This is a genomic window from Mycolicibacterium boenickei (genome assembly GCF_010731295.1).
Classification (GTDB): domain Bacteria; phylum Actinomycetota; class Actinomycetes; order Mycobacteriales; family Mycobacteriaceae; genus Mycobacterium; species Mycobacterium boenickei.
The window spans coordinates 735768-757114 of record NZ_AP022579.1; the positions used below are offsets into that span (position 1 = coordinate 735768).

General features: G+C 66.2%; 25 protein-coding genes. 18 read left to right on the forward strand and 7 right to left on the reverse strand.

What is annotated here, in order from left to right; genetic code table 11:
• Positions 1 to 34 precede the first annotated feature (34 nt).
• The gene (locus G6N57_RS03335; protein ID WP_097926127.1) at positions 35 to 514 is read right to left on the reverse strand and encodes an anthrone oxygenase family protein; all 480 of its coding nucleotides are present in this window, start codon (positions 512 to 514) and stop codon (positions 35 to 37) included.
• A gap of 97 nt (positions 515 to 611) precedes the next feature.
• Between G6N57_RS03335 and G6N57_RS03340 the strand changes: the two genes are divergently transcribed.
• Both G6N57_RS03340 and G6N57_RS03345 read left to right on the forward strand, forming a co-directional pair.
• A complete protein-coding gene (locus G6N57_RS03340) occupies positions 612 to 1364 on the forward strand; it encodes a methyltransferase domain-containing protein (RefSeq protein ID WP_097926128.1) in 753 nt (250 codons plus the stop codon).
• 16 nt (positions 1365 to 1380) lie between these two features.
• Positions 1381 to 2307, forward strand: coding sequence for an AraC family transcriptional regulator (locus G6N57_RS03345; protein WP_097926129.1), 927 nt, complete (start codon positions 1381 to 1383; stop codon positions 2305 to 2307).
• Between the two features lie 51 nt (positions 2308 to 2358).
• On the opposite strand, the gene G6N57_RS03350 is transcribed toward G6N57_RS03345, so the two are convergent.
• Together G6N57_RS03350 and G6N57_RS03355 are read right to left on the reverse strand one after the other, a co-directional pair.
• The gene (locus tag G6N57_RS03350; protein WP_097926130.1) at positions 2359 to 3534 is read right to left on the reverse strand and encodes a cation:proton antiporter; all 1176 of its coding nucleotides are present in this window, start codon (positions 3532 to 3534) and stop codon (positions 2359 to 2361) included.
• Positions 3535 to 3711: 177 nt separating this feature from the next.
• Complete coding sequence (locus tag G6N57_RS03355; protein ID WP_077738643.1) at positions 3712 to 4167, reverse strand: hypothetical protein; 456 nt, start codon at positions 4165 to 4167, stop codon at positions 3712 to 3714.
• 127 nt (positions 4168 to 4294) lie between these two features.
• Between G6N57_RS03355 and G6N57_RS03360 the strand changes: the two genes are divergently transcribed.
• Complete coding sequence (locus G6N57_RS03360; RefSeq protein ID WP_077738642.1) at positions 4295 to 5044, forward strand: hypothetical protein; 750 nt, start codon at positions 4295 to 4297, stop codon at positions 5042 to 5044.
• 339 nt (positions 5045 to 5383) lie between these two features.
• Here the strand turns inward: G6N57_RS03360 and G6N57_RS03365 are convergent, their stop codons facing one another.
• On the reverse strand, positions 5384 to 6694 hold the full coding sequence (locus G6N57_RS03365; protein ID WP_077738641.1) for a carotenoid oxygenase family protein: 1311 nt from the start codon (positions 6692 to 6694) through the stop codon (positions 5384 to 5386).
• A 58-nt stretch (positions 6695 to 6752) separates the two neighbouring features.
• On the opposite strand from G6N57_RS03365, the gene G6N57_RS03370 reads away from it, so the two are divergent.
• From G6N57_RS03370 to G6N57_RS03380, 3 genes are all read left to right on the forward strand, one after another.
• Positions 6753 to 7271, forward strand: coding sequence for a PadR family transcriptional regulator (locus tag G6N57_RS03370; protein ID WP_077738640.1), 519 nt, complete (start codon positions 6753 to 6755; stop codon positions 7269 to 7271).
• Between the two features lie 70 nt (positions 7272 to 7341).
• A complete protein-coding gene (locus G6N57_RS03375; protein ID WP_097926131.1) occupies positions 7342 to 8064 on the forward strand; it encodes a PadR family transcriptional regulator in 723 nt (240 codons plus the stop codon).
• A gap of 19 nt (positions 8065 to 8083) precedes the next feature.
• Complete coding sequence (locus tag G6N57_RS03380; protein WP_077738638.1) at positions 8084 to 8767, forward strand: hypothetical protein; 684 nt, start codon at positions 8084 to 8086, stop codon at positions 8765 to 8767.
• Here the strand turns inward: G6N57_RS03380 and glpK are convergent.
• A complete protein-coding gene (glpK, locus tag G6N57_RS03385) occupies positions 8764 to 10281 on the reverse strand; it encodes a glycerol kinase GlpK (protein ID WP_077738637.1) in 1518 nt (505 codons plus the stop codon). The genes G6N57_RS03380 and glpK overlap by 4 nt on opposite strands.
• Before the next feature lie 9 nt (positions 10282 to 10290).
• Between glpK and G6N57_RS03390 the strand changes: the two genes are divergently transcribed.
• Positions 10291 to 11055, forward strand: a complete 765-nt coding sequence (locus G6N57_RS03390; RefSeq protein ID WP_077741630.1) for a class I SAM-dependent methyltransferase — start codon at positions 10291 to 10293, stop codon at positions 11053 to 11055.
• 6 nt (positions 11056 to 11061) lie between these two features.
• On the opposite strand, the gene G6N57_RS03395 is transcribed toward G6N57_RS03390, so the two are convergent.
• Both G6N57_RS03395 and eccA read right to left on the reverse strand, forming a co-directional pair.
• Positions 11062 to 12090: a MinD/ParA family ATP-binding protein gene (locus G6N57_RS03395; RefSeq protein WP_077738636.1), complete on the reverse strand. Its 1029-nt coding sequence runs from the start codon at positions 12088 to 12090 to the stop codon at positions 11062 to 11064.
• A 14-nt stretch (positions 12091 to 12104) separates the two neighbouring features.
• The gene (gene eccA, locus G6N57_RS03400; RefSeq protein ID WP_077738635.1) at positions 12105 to 13913 is read right to left on the reverse strand and encodes a type VII secretion AAA-ATPase EccA; all 1809 of its coding nucleotides are present in this window, start codon (positions 13911 to 13913) and stop codon (positions 12105 to 12107) included.
• 69 nt (positions 13914 to 13982) lie between these two features.
• Between eccA and G6N57_RS03405 the strand changes: the two genes are divergently transcribed.
• From G6N57_RS03405 to G6N57_RS03455, 11 genes are all read left to right on the forward strand, one after another.
• Complete coding sequence (locus G6N57_RS03405) at positions 13983 to 14300, forward strand: hypothetical protein (protein ID WP_077738634.1); 318 nt, start codon at positions 13983 to 13985, stop codon at positions 14298 to 14300.
• On the forward strand, positions 14297 to 14650 hold the full coding sequence (locus G6N57_RS03410; protein ID WP_077738633.1) for a YbaB/EbfC family nucleoid-associated protein: 354 nt from the start codon (positions 14297 to 14299) through the stop codon (positions 14648 to 14650). Before G6N57_RS03405 ends, G6N57_RS03410 begins: the two co-directional genes overlap by 4 nt.
• Positions 14651 to 14918: 268 nt before the next feature.
• Entirely contained in the window at positions 14919 to 15203 is a 285-nt protein-coding gene (locus G6N57_RS03415) for a hypothetical protein (RefSeq protein WP_077738632.1), read from the forward strand.
• Between the two features lie 162 nt (positions 15204 to 15365).
• Positions 15366 to 16520: a hypothetical protein gene (locus G6N57_RS03420; RefSeq protein WP_133118333.1), complete on the forward strand. Its 1155-nt coding sequence runs from the start codon at positions 15366 to 15368 to the stop codon at positions 16518 to 16520.
• 22 nt (positions 16521 to 16542) lie between these two features.
• A complete protein-coding gene (locus G6N57_RS03425; protein WP_077738628.1) occupies positions 16543 to 16836 on the forward strand; it encodes a PE domain-containing protein in 294 nt (97 codons plus the stop codon).
• Between the two features lie 48 nt (positions 16837 to 16884).
• Positions 16885 to 17967 carry a PPE domain-containing protein gene (locus G6N57_RS03430; protein ID WP_097926133.1) on the forward strand — a complete coding sequence of 361 codons (1083 nt, stop codon included), beginning with the start codon at positions 16885 to 16887 and terminating at the stop codon, positions 17965 to 17967.
• Positions 17964 to 18776, forward strand: coding sequence for an ESX secretion-associated protein EspG (locus tag G6N57_RS03435; RefSeq protein ID WP_077738627.1), 813 nt, complete (start codon positions 17964 to 17966; stop codon positions 18774 to 18776). The genes G6N57_RS03430 and G6N57_RS03435 overlap by 4 nt, the downstream gene beginning before the upstream one ends.
• A 77-nt stretch (positions 18777 to 18853) precedes the next feature.
• Positions 18854 to 19123 carry a WXG100 family type VII secretion target gene (locus G6N57_RS03440; protein WP_003883841.1) on the forward strand — a complete coding sequence of 90 codons (270 nt, stop codon included), beginning with the start codon at positions 18854 to 18856 and terminating at the stop codon, positions 19121 to 19123.
• A 19-nt stretch (positions 19124 to 19142) separates the two neighbouring features.
• Complete coding sequence (locus tag G6N57_RS03445; RefSeq protein ID WP_036442719.1) at positions 19143 to 19433, forward strand: hypothetical protein; 291 nt, start codon at positions 19143 to 19145, stop codon at positions 19431 to 19433.
• Positions 19434 to 19529: 96 nt separating this feature from the next.
• A complete protein-coding gene (locus tag G6N57_RS03450) occupies positions 19530 to 20318 on the forward strand; it encodes a hypothetical protein (RefSeq protein ID WP_077738626.1) in 789 nt (262 codons plus the stop codon).
• A gap of 76 nt (positions 20319 to 20394) precedes the next feature.
• Positions 20395 to 21339, forward strand: coding sequence for a 3-oxoacyl-[acyl-carrier-protein] synthase III C-terminal domain-containing protein (locus G6N57_RS03455; RefSeq protein WP_162563899.1), 945 nt, complete (start codon positions 20395 to 20397; stop codon positions 21337 to 21339).
• Positions 21340 to 21347: the final 8 nt, after the last annotated feature.

A 21347-nucleotide genomic window follows, 5' to 3' on the forward strand; every position in this document is an offset into this window, starting at 1 on the left:
GCAGAATTGCGTGCGACAACTGGCCACTCGGCGCTCAGCGGTAGCGCAGGCCGATCAGCAGCAGGACCGCGCCGATGAAACCCGACGCGGTGCGCACGTGGTTCCAGGCCGTCCAGCTGGTGAGGTAGGCCTGCCATTCGGCGGCCGCATCGGCCAGGTCGATCTGGTCGAGGTGGTTGTTGAGCGGCACGTTGAACGCCATCGTGATCACCATGCCCAGGACTCCGAAGATCGCGCCGGCCAACAGGAACCAGCTGCCCGGCCGGCCGATCTGAGCCACCGCCGTCACCCCGACGATCGCCGACAGCAGGGCCGAGCCGAGCAGGAACAGCAGGAACGGAGCGTTGGCGTTGGCTTCGGCGTTCATGCCGCGCATGGCGGTGACCGCGTCGACGGGGCCGGTGCGGTCGAGGCCGCGCATCACGAACGTGGAGAACGCGTAGAAGATTCCACCGGCGGCGGCACTGCCGAGAGCTGCGGCCGCGGTGAGGACAACGACGGGGCTGATGGTCATGGCTTCAGTCAACGATGTCGAAGTGAGACCTTCCATCGCCCAGAATCCCGATTACATACGCGATCGTCTCGCCCGCCTACCCTGCCAAGATGGATCCATGACGTTCGACGAGTTGATCGCCGAGGGCGACGCAGCATCGGTCGACGGCTGGGACTTCTCATGGCTGGACGGCAGGGCCACCGAGGCGCGGCCGTCGTGGGGCTATCAGCAGTTGATGAGCCGACGGTTGGCGACGGTGGACTCGGCACTGGACATCCAGACCGGCGGTGGCGAGGTGCTCGCCGGAGTGACGACGTTCCCACCGACCATGGCAGCGACCGAATCCTGGCCGCCCAACCTCGACCGCGCGACCCGGCTGCTCGGTCCCCGCGGTGTCGTCGTGGTCGCCGATCCCGACGAGCCGCCCCTGCCGTTCGCCGACGCGGCGTTCGAGCTCGTTCTCAGCCGGCATCCGGCCACCGTGTGGTGGGACGAGATCGCCCGGGTACTGATGCCCGGCGGCACCTATCTGGCCCAACACGTCGGCCCGGCAAGCGTTTTCGAGCTGACCGAATTCTTCCTCGGACCACAGCCCGAGGCGCGTCGGGCGCGCGATCCCGAAATCGAGGCAGCGGGAGCGCGGGCCGCGGGGCTCGAGATCGTCGACCTGCGTGCAGAACGGCTGCGGATGGAGTTCTTCGACATCGGTGCCGTGGTGTATTTCCTGCGCAAGGTCATCTGGATCGTGCCGGGCTTCACCGTCGCCGCCAACCGGGACCGACTGGCCGCGTTGCATCATCAGATCCTGACCGACGGCTCGTTCGTCGCGCACTCGTCACGGCACCTGATCGAGGCGCGCAAGCCGGGTTGAGCGTTACCCTACGGTCGTGGACGCCCTCGTCGGACTGCTCGACGGCGTACGCGCGCGGGGCGCGTTCGTGCTGCGGCTGCGCATGGATCCACCGTGGTCGCTCGCCATCCGCGACGAAGCTCCGCTGGCGCTGATCTGCCAAACCCGGGGCGAGGCCGTGATAGTCGCCGACCGCAGCGGCACCTTCCGGTTGGGCGAGGGCGACGTCGCCCTGACCCGCGGCACCGAAAACTATGTCTTCGCCGACGATCCGGCCACTGCGCCGAGCGTCATCATCAATCCCGGCCAGCAATGCACGACCCTGTCCGGTGAGGATCTGCATTTCGAGATGTCGTTGGGCCTGCGCAGTTGGGGCAACAGCGCGCGCGGGATATCGGAGTCGATCGTCTGCGCGTACGAGGGCCGCAGCGAGATCAGCGCCCGGCTACTCGAAGCGTTGCCGGCCATCCTGGTACTGCGCGCCGACGAGTGGGACACCCCGCTGATCGATCTGCTGTCGATCGAGGCCGGGCGCGACGGCCCCGGGCAGGAGGCTTACCTCGACCGCCTGCTCGACCTGCTGCTGATCGCCGTGCTGCGCACGTGGTTCGACCGGGACGGCAATGCGCCCGCCTGGTGGCAGGCCGAACAGGATCCGGTCGTCGGGCCCGCGCTCAAGCTGATCTACAACAATCCGGCCCATCCCTGGACGGTAGCCAATCTTGCGGCAGCAGTGGGATGTTCGCGCGCGGTATTCGCCAGGCGGTTTACCGATCAGGTCGGCGAGCCACCGATCGCGTTTCTCACCGGTTGGCGGCTGGCGCTGGCGGCCGACCTGTTGCGTGGCAGTGACACCACGATCGCCGCCGTGGCCCGGCAGGTCGGGTATTCCACCCCGTTCGCGTTGAGCAGCGCGTTCAAGCGGTCCTACGGGATCAGCCCGAATGAACATCGGGCGGGGTGATCGCGAAAGTGACGCAATGGTCGCTGTCCACGCGGCGCAACGACCGTGGTGTCACTCTCGTGATGCCGACGCCGACGGCGCTGGCGGCGCACCTGCGGCCCGGCGCGCCGCCAGCGCGCCGGCAATCGACGTGGTGGCGATGGTCAGCAGCGCTCCGAGCATCAGGGCCGCGGGCTCGCCCGGCGCCAACAAGTGCTGCTCGGTGCCCAGCGTGGCGGCCGCGACCGGGACCCCGAGCTGGGCGGCGGAGAACACCGCCAGCGTCATCGGCTGGCCGAACAACCCGCCCGCGCTGTGCGCGAGTACCGCACCGAGACCCAAAGCCACACCGAGCGCGATGAATTCGGGGTGGTCGCCGAGTTCACGCACCTGCAGTGAGGCGCCGAGCCAGACGAAGAACAACGGGCCGAAGAACCCGTCGGTGATGCCGAACAGCTGCCGGGCCAGCCGGCGGGGCTCCCCGATCGCCGACACCACCAGCCCCAGCGCGAAACCCGCCAGCATGATCGAGACGTGGGTGGCCAGCGCGACCGCCGACAGCCCGAACAGGAAGATCAGGCTGAACCGGAGCTCGAGCGCGAACTTGTGCTTCTCCAAGTAGTGATGCAGGCGCCTGCGCAGTCCCCGCGCATAGGCCGCCCGCAACACGAGGAACAGCACGCCCGCGCACCCGGCGATTGCCAGTGCCCCGAGCGCCGCGCGCGGTGCCCTCTGGAGGTCGATCACCAACGGCAGCAACACGATCGATGCGGCATCGGCGATCGCGATCTGCGCCGTCACGGACAGCACAGGTGGTCCTTGCAGGCGCAGGCCGTCGATCACCGGCAGCGCCAGTGCGGCTGACGATGAGGCCATCACTACGGCATACAGTGCCGCGTGCCCGGTACCGAAGGCACGGGCGATCACCACCCCGAGTACCGCGGCCACCGCGCCGACGAACACCGCCCGCAGCAGCGCCCTCGGAATCGCGCTGCGCAGCGTGGTGTCGCGCACCGGCACATGGGTGCCGACGACGAACATCACCAGGGCGAAGCCGATGTTGGCCAGCAGGGTGAAGGTAGGGTCGGTGTGATCGACGATGCCGAATCCGGTTCTGCCGAGGACTATCCCGGCGATGAGCTCGCCGATCACCACCGGGACACGCAGCCGCGGCACCGCGGCCAGGGCCGGTCCGGCCAGGCCGACGACCGCGACCAACGCCAACGTGTCGAACCCGAACCCGGCCACCGGCTCACATTAGGCGCTGATCCAGTTCCCGTGGAACCCAATCCAGGCAGTTTGGCAACGTTGATAGCGATAGATCACGCTGGCAGCGGCTGGTCAACAGCGTTGGTTACGTTTGCGGCAAACGGTGGTTTGTGATGGTCCTGCGGACGCGCTGCGGACTGGACTACCGACCTAGCGTCAGGCTGGTGGATGAACTCCTTGGCGAACATCTACATAGATTCGGATCAGCTCCGGCAACCTGAACCGACCCGTCTTGTTGTCCGCGACCGTTACCACCAGTTGCCCATGTGGAGCGTGCGTGACCGGATCAAGGCTCGCGGCCTGAACCACGCTGCGGTAACTGCCGTCCAACTCGCCGTCCCGGTTCTGCACGATGTAATCCACCTGGTCGCCGTCAAGGCTCTGCCACCAATGGTCAAGCTGCGCTCGAACGGCGAGGAGAGTTTGCACCGCGGTGGCAGACAACTCAACCGAACCGCCGCCATCGTTCGACAACCACTGGGTCATGAATGCCTCCTGCTGCAGGAACAACCGCTTCGCGAGATCGCCGGTCAATCGCTGGCGCGGGTCGCGCAGCAGGCTGATTCGGTCGGCAGGAGGAAGGCTGTAGAACCATGTGAGGTCGGTCGTCATGGGCCAGAACGGTACGCCTGACAACGACGCACCCGGGCTTGCGGACTGCAATAGCGAATTCGTGAGTCTTTGTCGCACCGGTTCTCTACACTCGTCGTGTTTTGACGCCGCAGACAATTTTGGGGGGATGACCAGCATGCCGTTTGAGTTTCCGACACCACCGCCCTGGATCGCGGATCTCCCGAAGGACGACCGGGGGTTTCACGTTCCCGCAGAGGCGGGATGGGAATCCGGGAAGCCAATCTTCAGCAAGTTCTCCGTCGAGCGAACCATCACCCTCGTGGCACGCCGATCCTGCGCCGTGTGTGGCTACGAAATGCCAGTCGGCAGCCTCGTCTATCGCGGATTCGCCCTCTCCGATGCCATCCACATGCGTCTGTACGAACGCGAGGCATCTCACGACAACGCAGGACCACTGCACAAGTCGTGCATGCTCTACTCGGCCATCGTGTGCCCCTACCTACGGACCAACGGGCGCCTCGGAAAAGACAGTGTCATCAATCCCGGCGCAGAACGCGGGAAGCGAGCCGCCGTGATGGGATTCCGGGACCTCGGACTGCTGATCCCCGCGGGATCGGGTCAAGTTCTGTCATCACCCGGCCAACAACGACTCCCGCTGGTCGCCTACCTGGAACTAGCCGATGACATCCCTTACCGCGAAGGCGCCGAACTGATGGATCGCTACCTGGCAGCAGTCGAAGCCGACGCCGAGATTATCGACATGTCGAAGCCTCGGCTCTTCTGGACGGACTCGAAGCAGGAAATGGGTGCCCTCAAAACCATCCTGCGCGAAGAGTCTCGCCGAATCATGAATGGAAAGCCCGGGCGCCCCGTCATGATGCAAGGCGTCGGCGGTTTCGTCACCTACGCCGTCTAACGCGACAAACCATTACTGCGCCGCCGATGCGCCCGGTAGGACTTCATGCGGTAGGCATCTGAGCACCAACGGCGTCGCCTGCCCGAGATCGTTTCAGGCACTCTCTCGCCGCACCAACCGCACGGCACCAAAGCTGGCCTTCTAATGCCCCACAAGGGATTACTCCTCCAAACCGCGCGTGCGGTTCGAAACCTGGGAACCCGTACACAGATACGTTCCTACGGGTGGCCGGAAGCGATGCCAGACCCGGGCATGGGGCTCTGCCGGCGAACTCCTAGCCGAGGCTCTCAATCCTCCTGCGGACGCACTGCGGACGGCGGCCCCAAAAACCGCCTCTGACTAGGCCCCTATCCAGTTCCCGTGGAACCCGTACGGCACGCGTTGCGGCAGCTTGATGGTCGCGACGGGCTTCCCGCCGAAGTCCGACGCATCCAGGATCACGAGGTCGCTGCCGTCCCGCTCGGGGTTGTAGACGTAGCCGAGGTACCACCCGTTGCTCTCGTCGGCCGGGCCCTCGCCGGGCACGAACACCGCCTCCCCCGGTCCGCCCGACCCGAGCTCGTGGCGGACACCGGAACCCGTACTCAGGTCGTGGCGGATCCAGGCGTTGTCCGCGACGGACACCGAGTACCGGGCCGGCAAGCCGGCGAGCCGATCGTCGATGCGGGGGAACTCCACCCCGAGATCGTCGAGCTGACGTTCGCGGACGGTTCCGGCGGCCAGGTCGATCCGCCACTCCCACAACACGCCTTCGACATCGAAACCACCGTTGTCGCGCCACAGCTCGGGGTAGCGAACTGCCTGCAGCACAATCGAATTGCCGTCATCGTGGGCGTTCGCCACGTGGAACACGTAGCACGGGTCGATGTCGAACCAGCGGACCGGGGCGGACGGATCGTCACGGCGCATGACCCCGAACCGGGCGCCGTAGTCGTCGCTCCACCGGTAGGGCATGTCGCCTTCGCCCTTGAGTGCGATGTCGAGGTCGAACACCACGGGCAAGTCCATGAAGATCACATGGTCCGCGGTCATCGCGAAGTCGTGCATCATGGTGTGCGCCTTGACATCCACCGGCTGGTTGATGCTCAGCTCACCGGCAGCGTCGGCGCGGTGGTAGGTGACGTAGGGCTCGAAGATGCTGCCGTAGCCGAAGAAGTGCAGCTCGCCGGTCGTCGGGCAGATCTTCGGATGCGCGGTCATCGAGTCGATCAGCTTGCCGCCGAAGTCGTAGGCGCCAACGGTTTCCAGGTCGTTGGTGATCTCGTAGGGCAGTGAGGACTCCACCAGCGCCAGGGTCCGGCCCGCGTGGTTGACCACGTGGGTGTTGGCCACCGCGGACCGCAGGTTGCGCGTGCCGTCCTTGTTGTACAGCGGAAAGTCCTTGATGAAGCTGTCGGTTCGCACCCAGCGGTTGCGGTACCACTTCACGGCGCCGCTCTCGATGCGGATGCCGTGGATCATCCCGTCGCCGGTGAACCAGTGCTCGGTCGCCTGGCGTGGGTTCGGGCCGTTGCGCAGGTACCAACCGTCGAGTTCGGCGGGGATGGCGCCGTCGACGGGCAGGTCGTATTCGGTGAGTTCGTCGGCAACGGGGGCGTAGTTGCCGCGCCGGAAGAAGTCGGTTTCGCCGATGGGCAGGGCTGAAGTCATGCACCCAACGGTGACATTCCACAACTGACATGTCAATAGTGGACGGTAGACTCCGGGCATGAGTTTGCGAATGGCGGCACTCGGCCTGCTGGCCCAGCACCCCGGTAGCGGTTACGACCTGCTCAAACGGTTCGAGAAATCGATGGCCAATGTCTGGCCCGCAACCCAGAGCCAGCTGTACGGCGAGCTCAACAAGCTCGCCCACACCGGCCTGATCGAGGTGTCGGCAATCGGCCCGCGCGGTCGCAAGGAGTACCGCATCACTCCCGCCGGCCGCACCGAACTGAATCGCTGGATCACCAATCCCGCCGACGATCCGCCCGAGCGCAGCGCCGGGCTGTTGCGGGTGTTCCTACTCGGCGAATTACCCCGCGACCAGGCCCTCGACCACCTGGCGGCACTCGCTTCCCACGCCGACGCCGAGGTCGAACGACTCAGAGGACTGGAGGCATCCATCCCCTGGTCCGACTCGGACGAGGACCTCTACGGGCACGCGGCCCTCGAATACGGCCTGCGCTTTAACGCCATGCAGGCGCAGTGGGCACGTTGGCTCACGGAGACTATCGACAACCGATAGATTCCGATATATCGTTGACGCATCGGAAGCGCGAACAGCGCTCCTCCACGACAACGAAGGAATCACTCCAATGACTCACCCATTCAATTCACCAGGCGGCTTCGGATTCGTGCCTTTCGGCCGGGAAGAAGCTCGCACCATGTTCCGTCAGGCCCGTCAAGGGCGCCGTGACCTGCGTGAGCAGCTTCGCGCCCAAGTCGAGGCAGCCCGCGAACAGGGCGTCGACCCCACTTGCCAGACCGGATTCGGCTTCGACCCGCGCGGCGGACGAGGCTTCGGCTTCGGCTTCGGGCCGGGAGGGCTCGGCGGCCCCATGGGCGGACCGTTCGGCGGACACCGTGGCCGCGGCGGGCGACGCGGACGACGCGGCGATGTCCGCGCCGCCATCCTGACCCTGCTGGCCGAACGGCCCATGCACGGCTACGAGATGACGCAGGAGATCGCGTCCCGCAGCAACAACCTGTGGAAGCCCAGCCCCGGCTCGGTGTATCCGACGCTGCAACTGCTGGTCGACGAGGGACTGATCGTCCCGACCGAATCCGAGGGCAGCAAGAAGACCTTCGAGCTGACCGAAGAGGGCAGGCAGGCCGCGGCCGAGATCCAGACCCCGCCGTGGGCACAGATCGCCGAAGATGCCGATCCCGCTGCGCTCAACCTGCATTCCGCCGTCAGCCAGTTGATGGTTGCGGTCACCCAGTCGTCCTATGCCGCAGGCGAGGACCAGCAGCAACGCATCCTCGACGTGGTCAACAACGCCCGCCGCGAGATCTACCAGATCCTCGGCGAGGAGTAGCAGCCCGTAGGCTGCCCTCGTGAGCAGCCTCGTCACAACCATCGCGCCGGCCGTCGTCGCAGTCCTGACCGCGGCCGGCGCGGTCATCGGACTCGAATTCCGCGACGTCGACGCTTACGAGCGCCGGCGCGGCATCTGGCAGTGGCTTCTGGTCCTGCTCGCCGCCGCCGCGACGTTGGGCGCCATCGGCTCGGCATCCGGCGTCGGAAGCCTGCTGGAGGCCACCGTGATGGCGGTGGTCGGCGTGGCCGCCGTGGTCATCGCCCATGTGATGTGGCGCCGACGTGTCCCCGACGCCGAACCCCGGATCCAGGCCATCGCGACGGCCTCGGCCGCGTGCGCCGTACTGCTGATCGCCGGTATGACCACGCTGACCTACACCGGCAACAAGGGCTGCCGTCAGGTCGATCCGCTGGTGCAGTCCAGTCTCGACAGCTGGGGCGCACTCATGCCGACGATGCAGGGAAACCAGGGACCGACCGTGGGCGATTTCACGGACTGGGCCAAGATCATTCGCGAGCAGGCCGACCAGGTGACCGACGGTGAGGTCGGGCAGCACGCGCACCGCATGGGTGAGCTGGCCGGACAGATCGCCGAGTCCGTCAGGAACAACGACAAGGCCCAGCACGCCCTGCTCGGCAAGCAGTACGAAGACGAACTGCGGCCGATCCTGGTGAAGTGCCAGATCCAGGTGAAGCGCTAGATCTCCACCCAGTCCAGGGTGCGCGACACCGCCTTCTTCCAGCCGGCGTAACCGGATCGGCGGGCCTCATCGTCCCAGTCTGAGCTCCAGCGCCGGCCCTCCTGCCAGTTGGCCCGCAGGTCGTCGGTGCTCTCCCAGAATCCGACCGCCAACCCGGCCGCGTACGCCGCGCCCAGCGCGGTGGTCTCGGCGACCACGGGCTTGACCACGTCGACCCCCAGCACATCCGCCTGGATCTGCATGCACAGCGCATTGGCGGTGATACCGCCGTCGACCTTCAGAACCTCAAGGTGCACACCGGAATCGGCCTCCATGGCCTCCACCACGTCGCGGCTCTGATAGCAGATCGCCTCCAGGGTGGCCCGGGCGAGGTGAGCGTTGGTGTTGAAACGGGACAGCCCGACGATGACGCCCCGGGCATCCGAGCGCCAGTACGGGGCGAACAACCCCGAGAACGCCGGGACGAAGTAGACGCCGCCGTTGTCGGTCACCTGCCGGGCCAGCGCCTCGCTCTGCGCGGCACCGCTGATGATGCCCAGCTGATCCCGCAGCCACTGCACCGCCGACCCGGTCACCGCGATCGAACCTTCAAGGGCGTAAACAGGTTTCGCGTCACCGAACTGATAGCACACGGTGGTGAGCAATCCGTTGTCCGAACGCACGATCTTCTCGCCCGTGTTGAGGAGCAGGAAATTGCCTGTGCCGTAAGTGTTCTTGGCCTCGCCGGGCTCGAGGCACACCTGCCCCACCATCGCCGCCTGCTGGTCACCCAGGATCCCCGTCAGCGGCACCTGACCGGCCAGGGGACCGTCGTCGCGGGTGATGCCGAACGACTCCGGGTACGACGACGGCTTGATCTCGGGCAGCATCTGCCGCGGGATCGAGAAGAACGACAACAGTTCGTCGTCCCAGTCCAGGGTCTCCAGGTTCATCAACATGGTGCGGCTGGCGTTGGTGACGTCGGTGACGTGTACGCCGCCGCGGTAGCCGCCGGTGAGGTTCCAGGTCACCCAACTGTCGGGCGTGCCGAAGATCGCGTCGCCGTTCTCGGCGTCGCGCCGCACTCCGTCGACGTTGTCGAGGATCCACTGGATCTTGCCGCCCGAGAAGTACGTCGCGGGCGGCAGGCCGGCCTTGCGCCGGATCACGTCACCGCGGCCGTCGCGGTCCAGTGCGGCGGCGATGCGGTCGGTGCGGGTGTCCTGCCAGACGATCGCGTTGTGGTACGGCCTGCCGGTGTGGCGGTTCCAGACCAGCGTGGTCTCCCGCTGATTGGTGATGCCCAGCGCGGCGAGGTCGCCCGCCACGAGATTGGTCTTGTTCAGCGCGGTCATGATCGCCACGGAGGTGCGTTCCCAGATCTCGACCGGGTTGTGTTCCACCCACCCGGCCTTGGGCAGGATCTGCTGGTGCTCGAGCTGATGTCGCCCCACCTCGGCGCCGGCGTGATCGAAGATCATGCAGCGGGTGCTGGTGGTGCCCTGATCGATTGCAGCTACGAAGTCCGCGGACATTCGTACATGATGGCCTACATGGCCACCGACCCTTCAGATATCGACCGGATGCCACGGGGCGGATTCCGGGCGTCGTGCCTGGACCGGCTGCTCGAGACGGATCGGTTGGAATATCTGGACCGCGACGACGTCGACGAATCCACCAAGCGTCAGGTGATCGGGGCACTGGACTGGACCGGCCGGTTCTTCAAGAACCATCAGCGTTTCGCCGCGATAGCGCTCGATCTGATCGCCGACGTACCCGATCCGCGGATCCTGGAGTTGGGCGCCGGACACGGCGGGGTTTCGCGCCAACTGTTGGCCGATCACCCGTCGGCGCACGTCACCGTCACCGACATCGACGCGGAATCGGTGGCCCGCATCGCCGCGACTGATCTCGGCAGCCATCCCCGGGCCGAGGTCCGCCAGATGGACGCCACCGCGATCGACGCCGCCGACGGCAGTTACGACCTGGTGCTGTTCGCGTTGTCGTTCCACCACCTGCGCCCGGCCCAGGCGTCAAAGGTGTTCGCCGAGGGCACCCGGGTGGCTGACACCCTGCTGATCATCGACCTGCCGCGCCCGCCGGCCCCGCTGCACCTGTTACGCCTCGCCACGATGCTGCCTGCGGCCGTGCTGCTGCCGTTCGCGCACGACGGTGTCATCAGCTCGCTGCGCAGCTACAGCCCTTCGGCGCTGCGCAGCCTCGCCCGTCATGCCGACCCGTCGATCGAGCTCACACTGCGCAGCGGCCTGACTGAACCTCAGATCGTCATCGCAAGGCGCGCAAGGTGAATCGCGTCAGGCGCGCCTTTTGACCTGCGGCGCCACCGAGAACAGGTCGGCCACGGTGGAGGCCAGCTCCAGGAAGGCCTGCCGGGTCGGCCCGCCGAGGAAGCCGAGGTCCACCTCGGCTCCTTCGGCGAGGTGATCGTCGAACGGGATCACGTGCAATGCCCGCACCCTGGGCAGGAAGTGGTTGGACAGCTGGCCCATGTCGAGACCGAGCGCACCCGGCCGGGACGCGCTGACCACCACGATCGCCTTCGGCACCAGGTGCGAATAACCGTTGCGCTCAAGCCAATCCAACGTGGCGAGCGCACTTCGCGCCGAGTCGATGGCGGGCGAGGCCACGATCACGATGGCGTCCGCGGCGTCGAGCACGCCTGCCATCGCCGAGTGCACCAGCCCGGTGCCGCAGTCGGTCAGGATGATGTTGTAGAAGCGCTGCAGGACACTCAGCACTCCGCGATAGTCGTACTCCGAGAAGGCTTCCGAGGTGGCCGGGTCCCGTTCGGACGCCAGAATCTCCAGCCGGCTCGTGCTCTGGGAAGTGTGCCGCCGGATGTCGGAGTAGCGCGATATGCCGTCGTCGAGGAGCACATCGCGCACCGTGGAATCGCACTCGTTGGGTCCGCGCTGAGCCAGGGTGCCGAAGTCGGGGTTGGCGTCCACCGCGATCACCCGGTCGCCGCGGGTCGCCGCCAGCGTGGCACCCAACCCGACGGTGGTCGTGGTCTTGCCCACCCCACCCTTCTGGGACAGCAGGGCGATGTTGAACGGACCGCCGACCACCGGCTGGTTCACCCGGTCGATGAGCGACTTTCGGCTGGCCTCCTGCTCCGAGACCCCAGGGTTGATACCCGTGGCCCGGTAAACCGCTTTGCGCCAGCCGGATTTCGGGGTCGGCGCAGCCCGGACCAGCCCCAGATCGCCGTTGCTGGGCACCACCGAGGGACGATGACTCGCCCCGTTCCCGGATTGGCTGGAGGTGAACGGGGTCTGCTCCGGAGGCCCGAGCGTGAGCCGCTCGTCATCGCGGTCGGTCATGGCTGCTCCTTCCGTCAACTCGAGGCCGTCATGCCGAGCACCTGCCTGAGTGCCGCCTGCATGTCCGCGAGTTCGATCCGCATCAGCTGCGTCTCATCGAGTTCGGCCAGGTTCGTGCCGTGGATCTCGCTGAGCCGGTACTCGCGTTCCTCTTCGGCCGCCTCGATCACATTGCGTACGAACCGGCCATTGCCTGCCAGGTCGATGCCGGGGCGCAGTTGTCCCGATTGGTCGATCGCCTCACTCTGACACAGCGTGACGCACGCGTTGACGAGTTCTTCGTGGGCGGCCGCCGACAGTTCCGAATCTCTGGTGCGGGCTACCAGCTTTCCGATGTCCCCGAGTTCGGTCGGGCCGTAGGAACCGAACCGGATCCGTTTGGTGAACCGCGATGCCAGACCGTCGTTGGAAGCCAGGAAGCGGTCGATCTCCGCGTCGTAGCCGGCGATGATGACGACCAGGCGGTCGCGGTCGTTCTCCATGCGGGCCAGCAGGGTGTCGACCGCTTCACGGCCGAACGCGTCGCCGCCGGACAGCCCGGTCTGGATCAACGTGTACGCCTCGTCGATGAACAGCACTCCGTCCATCGCCGAGTCGATCAGTGCGGTCGTCTTGATCGCGGTACTGCCGAGATGCTGGCCGACGAAGTCGTGCCGCTTGGCCTCGACGATGTTCGGGGTCCGCAGCAGGCCCAGCCCGCAGTAGGTCTGCGCCACCACCCTGGCGATCGTGGTCTTGCCGGTTCCGGGCGGTCCGGTGAACGCCAGGTGCAGGCTGCGCGCCGCGGAGCTGAGCCCCTTGTCACCGCGCACCTTTGCCAGCATGGCCGCCGATTTGAGTTTGGCGACTTGAAGTTTGACCTCCGACAGGCCGATCTGCCGGTCCAGTTCCTCCTGCGCTGCCCGCAGGTATTCGTTGCCGCGCTCCGACAGGTCGTCGGCCATCAGGTCTTCCGCAGACGGCACGCTGGTCGGGTCCCACCGGTCGGTGCGTGAGTCGACGATCTCCTTCGAGGTGACCACCAGGCGGTACTTCGGATCGGCCAGCGCTGCGGCATTCGCCTCGAATCCGGGATCCTCGCTGTAGATCCGTTCGAAGATGACCCGGGCTTCCTGCTCTTCGCCCATCTCCCGCAGCGTCAGCCCCTTGCAGAATTCCGCTGCCCGCCGGGCTCCGGGGACCGGACCTTCGATGGCCCGGTCGAGCCGGCGGATGCCCTCGCCGAACAGGCCCATCTGAGCGCAGGCCGAACCGACCATGAGGTCGGCACCGGCGCCGATGTAGCTGTCGGTGAATGTTCCCGACTTGCTCAGCGCGCTCAGGACGTCAGGCCAGCGCTGCGTGGTGAAGTGCAGCACGCCACGGATGTACGCGCGGATCTCACCGGTGTCGCCGTCCTGGGCTGTCGTGGTCTGATCGAGCTTGTCGAGCACCTGCTCGGCCTCGTCGAAATCCTTGGCGGCGATCATGCTGGCCGCATATGCGAGCCACATCTCGGTCCTGGTGCTCAACGGGTAGTCGAGGTACAGGCCGGTCTGGAAGCGTCCGCTCAACGCCCGTTGCGGCAGCCCGAGTCGACGCTGTTCACGGAACAACGAGAGTGTGCTGGTTCGGTACAGGTGGTAGACGACCTCGGGACTGGTGTCACCGGTCGCGGCCCGGCCCAGCCACGCATCACACATGTCCGGGTCGTACTCGGTGGCCCGGCGGAAGGCCAGCGCCGCGTACGGCAGGTCGCGCTCGGTCTCCAACCCGTCGATGGGAATGCCGAGCGACAGCACTCCGGCATCGAAAACCCGCTGCGCATCGGTAGATCCACTCATCGGAGGTGACACATCTCCTCACTGCAGCCTCGGCCGCGATTCGACCGCGAGTGTACTAAGTTGACCAGAATGGCACAGCCGGTGCAGTCAGCTGGCGGAACGATCGCGGTGTCCACCACCGAACGCGGTCTGCCCGTCGCGCTACGCCTCGACCCCGTCGAGTTGAAGAAACCACCTGCGCAACTCGCTGACGAGATCATGGCGCTGTGCCGATTGTCCGCGGCCCGTGCCCAGGTCGCGCGCAGACGCGAGCTGGCCGAAAACGGTTACAGCGCATCGGTTATCGACCCGTTGAAGCTGGCCACCGAAGACGAGCTGGCCCGCGCGGAGGATGAGGTCCTCGGCGCGGAAGACGACCTCCCGACGACCTGGGGCAGGTCGGTATGACCGGTCTCGCCGACTCGCTGATCGGCCGCATCCGCAAAGAGCGTGACCTGGTGCAAGCCATGGATGAGCACTGCCAATCGATTTCGGCCCGGGTCACCAGTCGTGACGGGAACGTCAGCGCCGAGGTCGACGGCCTTGGTGCGATGACCGGGCTGTGGCTCGGGCCCGCCGCACACAAGCTGGGCGCCGACGCACTGGCCAAGCTCATCATCGAGACCGCCGGCGCCGCCGCGCAGGTGGCCGCGGCCCGGCAACAGTTCCTGTCGCAGGAGTTCGCGGCGCGCCTGCAGGAACTGAGCGAGGCTCCGCTGACGCGATGGGACGGCAGCACGTTCCAACCGGAGCGTTAGCGACACCCGCTGGGCAAACCAGGCGCCTGGCGGCATCCCCGACCAACCGGTTGACCCCTGAACTGCGAACCAGCCCCCACCGCACCGGCGCGATACAGACGAGAATCGGTTATCCAGCAATTTTTGCCGTTGCGCTAATTACCAATACGAACGATCTACACGCATAATTCGCACAAAATTCAGTTAGCTGCGGGCCACTCACGCCGCTATAGTTTATTGGTCTCGTGCCCACACAACCCCCGCTTCCAGCCGGAAAGGTATTAGCACGATGAGCGACATTTTCGCCGCCCAGCCCTCGGGGATGGCAACCTTTTCCGCGGCCAACGAAGCAGCCGGATCCGCGATAACCGCGGTCGGTTCCGCCGACTCAGCGGCGATGCTCATGTCAGCGGCGGCCGCCCTCGGCCCGATCGGAGCGGTCTATCTAGCCGCCTTCGGCCCAGCTCAGGCCAATAATCTGGCCGGGACACTGCTGGTCGGCGGGGTACATGCCGCCACCGGTGCCGCCACCGAGGCATCCCGTTCCGCGGTGCTGTCGAACGACGACGCCTAGGTCTGACGCGATATGCCCACAGTTTTGCCTCCCCGGCCGGTAACCCCGGTTGGACAGTTGGCTCAGCAAGTTCCCGGCTACGACGCCACCCCGGTTATCGCTGCTCAAGAACAGAGCCTGCAAGATTTTCTGAATTTGCCAGTACGACAAATTCTTGAGCGCTTGGGTTTGCCACCAATTGCAGATCAAAAGCCCGCCGAAGAGCCGCCGCCCGAGAGCCAGCCAGAGCAGCAGCCGCCTGCCAATCCCATGGATCCGAGCGCATTGATCAGCCCGGTCACCGACGCGCTCAGCACATTGGGCAGCGGGATGTTCGACGGCGTCGACCCGACGACGATGCTGCAGTCCATCTCCAAGATGTTCGACTCCACCGGCGGGTCCATGGCCAAGTCGGTCAGTTCGGCCGGCGACGCGTGGCAGGGCGCCTCCGGTACCGCCGCGGCGGCAAAGACGACCGCGGCGATTTCCGACGGCGCCGAGGTCGGCGCACAATCCGACGCACTCAGGACCAGTTTGACCGCGGCCGCGACCAATGTCGGCCAGGCTCGGGTCCGGCTCATCGAGATCATCACCGAATTCGCCGCGACGATCGCCGCCATCGGACCCATGATCATCTTCCCGTGGGGCTGGGCGGCGGCAATTGCCGCCGCCAACAAGGCAATTGCCACCACGGCTGAAGTGATGACCGAATTGCAGACTTCGCTGGCCACCCAGGCCGCTCAGGTCACCACGGCCGGTGCGCCGGTGGGCATCACCGCAGCACCCGAGGGCGCTTCGTCGCTGGCCGGCCTGGCCCAGCTGATGCCGATGGCGGTCAAGGGCGCCGAGGCGGGCGTGCAGGCAGGCACCGGTGCGGCGTCGGCGGCCAGCCAGTCCGCCGCGAATCCCGCGATCGATCCGATGGACCCGGCCGCCGACGCAGCGGGTGAAGGTGAAGGCGACCCCGCGCTCGCGGGTGGGGCCTTGGGCGCCGGCGGCGGTGGCGGTGGCGGTGGGATCGGCAGCGGCGCGCTGCCACCCCGCTCGCTACCGATGTCATCGATGATCCAGGCGGAAAGTGCCAGTGCACCAACCCAATCGGCCGCGCCACGGGTGGGCGGAGTCGCCTCGCCCGGCATGATGGGCGGTGCACCCATGGGAGCGATGGGTGCCGGACAGGGCGCGAATGCCTCATCGAGCAACAACCACACGTCGGCATCGTTCCTGCACACCACCGACCAAGGCAGCGAGATCGTCGGCGATCTCGGCACTGCGGCACCCCCGGTCCTCGGGGAGGCCGACCCGTATCAGACCCCGGACGTCGAACTCCGGATCTAGCCAGCCCGTTAGGAGAACCGTCATGGCCGACAACGCCGGTATGTCCATCCAGCCCGCCGAGGTCCAGGAGATCAGCAACCAACTCGACGAGCTCGCCAACCGCGTTCAGCGGGTGATGGCCGACGAGGCACCCAACCTCACCGTGACGCCATCGGCCCGGGACGAGGTGTCGCAGCGAGTTGCCCAGACCCTCAACGAGGTTCACACCACCTTCGGCGCGTCCGCCGATCAGGGCATGACGGAGATCCACGAGGTGGCAGCGACACTGCGCGGCCATTCGTCCAACATCGCGGCTTCCGAGGACTTCGCCGGCTGACCGTCACACGGCCATCTGTTTTCTGTCGACGAGGGGAGGTTTCCGGGCGTGGGGTTCACCGACGTTGCGTGGGAGTCACGCAGCACCGAGCAGCTGGCTCGCGACCTCACCGAGGGGCCCGGTCCGGCGTCGGTCGGCGGAGCCGGTGCGGCCTGGATCCGGGTTGCCAACGAATTGGCGAACGTCTCCATCGATTTCGACAAGCTGGTGGCACGCCTGCGGACGGTCTGGGACAGCCAGGCCTCCGACGCGGCAGCGCAGCGCCTGGAAGAGTTCGGCAAATGGTTGCAGGCGATCAGCCTCAGCGCGGCCGGCAACGGTCAGCGCGCTGAGGAGGCCGCCGTCGCCAACACCGTGGCAGTGCTCGCGATGCCCAGCGTGTCGGAGGCCGTCGAGGCTAAGACCGCCCAGGACATGATGGCCTCGCTGGCCGCGTACAACGGGGCCGTGCTGAACGGGACGTTCGCCGAGTTCGACGCGGCCGCCACCGCCGACCAGGCCAACGCCGCGGCCGTCATGCAGCAGTACGAAGAAGCCGCCGCTCCCCTGGCCCAACCGTGGGAACAGCCTCCGCCGCCGGAGGTGTCAAAGGGCAATGCGCTCAAGGCCGAACAGGGCGGCGAAGGAGCCGCCGGCGCGGGCGGCGGCGCGGCCGGCGGGGCCGCAGCGGTGCCACCACCGCCGCTGGCGCCGATGTTCGCTCCGGGCGTCAAGTCGAGCGCTGATCCGAAGTCGCTGCAGAAGACCGGATTCACCGGTGCGGGGGGTTCCTCGGGCACCGGCATGAGCGGCGCGCCCTATGCGCCGATGGGCGCCATGGGCCGTAACGACCAGCACCGTGAGTACGAATCCGTGCAACCAGCGGCGGTTCTGGACGGCGCGGGCGAACCGGGTGCCGGGGTTTCCGATGCCGGGCAGGCCTGGCTTCCCACGGCGCAGCAGAACGACGCACCGTTCATGGTGTCGAATGTCAGTTGGGGTCCCGATACCGCGGTGTTCGATGAACTGGCCGCGCCAGAGGTACCCGCGGGCGAGGGCTTCGCCGACGAACCGGAGCGCACTCTCGAGCAGGTGGACAACCGCTGGGTCACGCCTCCCGTGATCGGCGTCGACCGGGGGCTCAACCTATGACAGCCTCACTCGCGCCACAGTTCGTCGTCACCGATGACGAACTGCACGTCCTGGCAGCCCGTCTCGGGGTCCAGGCGCTGCCGCTGGTGCTGGACCTGCGCACGCGACACCCCACCGAGACCGCGCGTGCCGAGGCCCTCGGGCAGGCCACCCGGAGCCTCACCGAGCGCGGCCTACTGTCGGCCGGTGAGGTCGGCACGGAACTCTCCGCCGTCGTGCAGTCGCTGCAGCGGCCGGACCGCGAGCTCGCCATGCGCCTGGTCACCCCTGACGGCCTGGCCCGTGTCACGGTCGTGCGGTATGGCGCGCAGTGCATTTCGGCCTGCCGGGTGGGAAATGACATCACCCTGGAGACGATCGACGACGGGGCGAGCGCGTCCAGTGCGGCGGCTGCGTTGCTGCGTCGCCTGCCGGCATCCGCCCCCGCCGAGATCGTCCCGGTCGGCGCTCCGCTCGCCGACGTCAGCCACGCGTTGTCGGATACCCATGACTCCACCGAGTTGTCCGACCGGATCCGGGCGCTCGGCGCCGATACCCGCACCGCCATGACGCTGGGTTCGGCCCTGTCCTCGCGGCTGGCGTTCGCCGAGATCGTCTACTACGCACTAGACGACGATGTCGACCGGGTCTCGCGATCCGCCGGGGCGGTCGGCATTTTCTACACCAAGCGCGGGCGGATCGTGGGCGCTCCGAGCGCCTCACCCAGTGGCCAGTTGTGGACCACCCTCAAACCGGGGTCGGACCACACGATCAGGCAGGCCATCGGCCAGCTTGTCGAGCTGTCCGGCTACAGATGGGGGGACCGCTAGATCCGCTCCGTGTTCACCAGCGAATTCTCAACCACCATCCGGCCATTCGCGCCGGGACTGACAAAGAGAGGTAAGGCATGACGCTCCATCTGACGCCCGCGGAAGCCCAGAGCAAGATCGAGAACATCGACAAACAGATGATGGATGTCCGGCGGCTGGCTTCCCAGATCCTCGATCAAACCGAGGCGATGACCGCCAGCTCATGGACGGGCGGCAAGGCCGCGAAGTTCCGCGGCATCATGACGCAGCACCACGAGGACTTCAACTACGTCATCAACAACCTGCAGCACATCGTCGACAAGGGTAAGTCCGACATCAACGCGCTTGTCAGCCACGACGCCGACTAGTAATCGAAAGGTTTGATCAATGGATACGGATAGCATTCGGTACCAGTACGGATCCAACTACGCGTCCCTGGACGACATTCAGGGCGCGACCAACAACGCGCAGGCCATGCGCGAAGAGGTAAGCCAGGTCTTCGCTGCGCTGCAGGGCGTGTACGAAGGCGAGGCCGCTGCAACACTGCACACGCAGCAGACGCAGATCCTGCAGCAGATGGACGCGATCCTCAACGAGATCACCCAGACCCGCTCCGGGGGAAATCAGTCGCAGGAGGACGCCGCGGCACTCGACAGGCATCTTGCGGGCGGCTTCTAGCCAGGCCGTTCGTCGGCGGGCTCGGTCGATGGCTCTATCGCGACCGAGCCCGCTTACGCGTTCCGTTTCCGGCAGCCAGAGTGAAAGGGGCTCAACGTGATCACCGACAAAGTGGCCCCGATTCGCCATGACGTCGAACCGTGGTTCATGAGTGGCTTCGACTTCCGGTGCTTGTGCGAGGTGATCGGCCTCGACCGGCTGCCGTTCCCTCTGGCCTATCGAAACAGCAAGCAGCGGTACCAGGATGACCTCGAGGCCGACAGGCAGACTGCTCTGGCCCGGCAGCGCGCCGGTATGACGCCCACTCGACTCGGCATACTCGACGCGCTGCGCTCGCCGGTATTTCTGCTGCAGGGGTTCGGACAGATCGAGGACGGCACTGGGACGCGGTTGTATCGCCTGTTCGGTGTGATCGGAGCGTCGGGTTACTGCGCTGTCATCACGCAGGATCCCAGCCAGGAGACCATCTTCGGCGAGGACGTGCAGATCATCGGGTGCGTGAACGTGGACTTCCCGCAGGTCGTCCTCGAGGCCCTGCCCGACTACACGCCTGGTGGCAGGCCACGCAAGGACGGCCTGTTCGAGGAAGAGACGCCGGCGCAGGTGCTGCGCGACGTGCGAATCACCGGTTCGATTCTGCTGTCTGGTTCCTCGGCATTCACCAAGGACTACGCCCTGCGCAACGAGAACCATCTGACGCTGATAAATGTCGCCGACGACGGCGCGTACGTGGTGAACGAGGGCGTCAGTTCGTTTCAGATCATTCCGGCCACCGTGCCCAACCTCCTCTCCGCCTTCAAGAAGATCGAGACTGCACACGTCAAGACGGCGGAGGAACGACTCGCCGCAGCGCGATCAGAACAAGAGTTCAATGGCCTTCCTTAGTACCGTTTCGACCTACATACCCGGCGGCACTGACAGCGCTGGTCGCCCGAAACATCTTGCGACCGCGGCATCGGAGATGCAGTCGGTCCACGAGATGGTGGAAGCTGCCGGGAAGCAGATCGACAACTCCACATTGTCCACGGCAGCCGACAGCATGGCGGCATCCTTTCATTGCGGCACCCTGTATCAGGGCGAACATTTCTGGCCGATCACGAATTCGATCCAGCAGTCCGTGCTGGGCAGGGCGTCTGCCGGTTCGGCGACCGAGATCCGGCAGTTCTGTTCGGGTGGGCTGTACGGCGTGATGCTCGCCGACGCGGTGCTACAGGCGGGTTGGGCCGGGGACAACGCGATGGTGACCGGCGGCGACAGCATCTTCTACTTCGACCGGCATGAGTATGCGGCCAGTCCGGCGACCGAAGGTTCGCTGCTGGGCGACAGCGGTTTCTGCGCACTTCTGAACAGGACTGAAGGGTTCGCTCGCATCGTGTCCGCCGCGGCCCGTTCGCACAATCCGTCGGCCGGCATGATGCACGGCAGGACTGACGGCGCCATCGACGATCCGACGTTCCCGACCTTGGCGGATTGGATCGCCCGGTGGGAGAACTATGACCGGCGGGGTTCCGGGACGGTGAAAGACAATGCAATAGCCAGTTTTCGGGTGGCCGTCGGAACCGTGATCGAATGCTACGAACGTGCCGGTATCAAGCCAGACGACATCGATTGGTTCGCACCGTCATTCATCGAGCCGAGACAGGTGACGGACGCTCTCGCCATGCACGCCCGACTCCGGCCGGCCCCCGGTCTGCGTGACTTCGCGGCCCAGTTCGGGCACCTGACCGTCTCGGACTTCGGGGTGAGCCTCGCCTATCTGATGAACCACAAGATCGCCAAGCCCGGCGACCTGGTGATGCTGTTCGCGGCCGGGAATTTCGTCAACTCGGCCGCGGTACTGCTCCGAATCGAGAACGAGGTGACGTTGCCATTCAATGCAGCACAATCAGACCCAGCACAACCGTAACGATCGCG